At 68.9% G+C, this 444-nt stretch carries 1 protein-coding gene; it reads left to right on the top strand.

Annotated elements, in window-relative coordinates:
- The coding region (locus ON27_RS04330) for a condensation domain-containing protein (RefSeq protein ID WP_043719656.1) at positions 1–444 on the top strand (444 nt) is incomplete at both ends.

Below are 444 nucleotides of genomic sequence, written 5' to 3'. Positions count from 1 at the left end.
GGTCGGCGCGGACGACGATTTCTTCGAGCTGGGCGGCAATTCGCTGATCGCCACGCAGGTCGCGGCCCGGCTGGGAGCGGCCATCGCGGCGCGGGTGCCCGCGCGGCTGATCTTCGAGAGCCCCACCGTCGCCGCGCTCGCCGCGCGACTGGAGCCGTTGAAGGGTGCGGGAGACCGGCGCGCGTTGGTGGCGATGCAGCGTCCGGAGCGGGTGCCGTTGTCGTTGGCGCAGCGGCGGATGTGGTTTTTGAATCAGTTCGATACTGGTTCCGCGGCGAACAATATTCCGTTCGCGGTGCGGTTGTCGGGTGTGTTGGATGTGGCGGCGTTGCAGGCGGCGGTCGCGGATGTGGTCGAGCGTCATGAGACGTTGCGGACGGTGTATCCGGCGGTGGACGGTACGGGGTATCAGGTGGTGGTGCCCGCCGCACAGGCCGTCCCCGA

It is taken from the genome of Nocardia asiatica NBRC 100129 (assembly GCF_000308415.1).
Classification (GTDB): Bacteria; Actinomycetota; Actinomycetes; order Mycobacteriales; family Mycobacteriaceae; genus Nocardia; species Nocardia asiatica.
The sequence above is the reverse complement of the archived record's forward strand: the minus strand, read 5'-3'. Positions and strand labels throughout refer to the sequence as shown.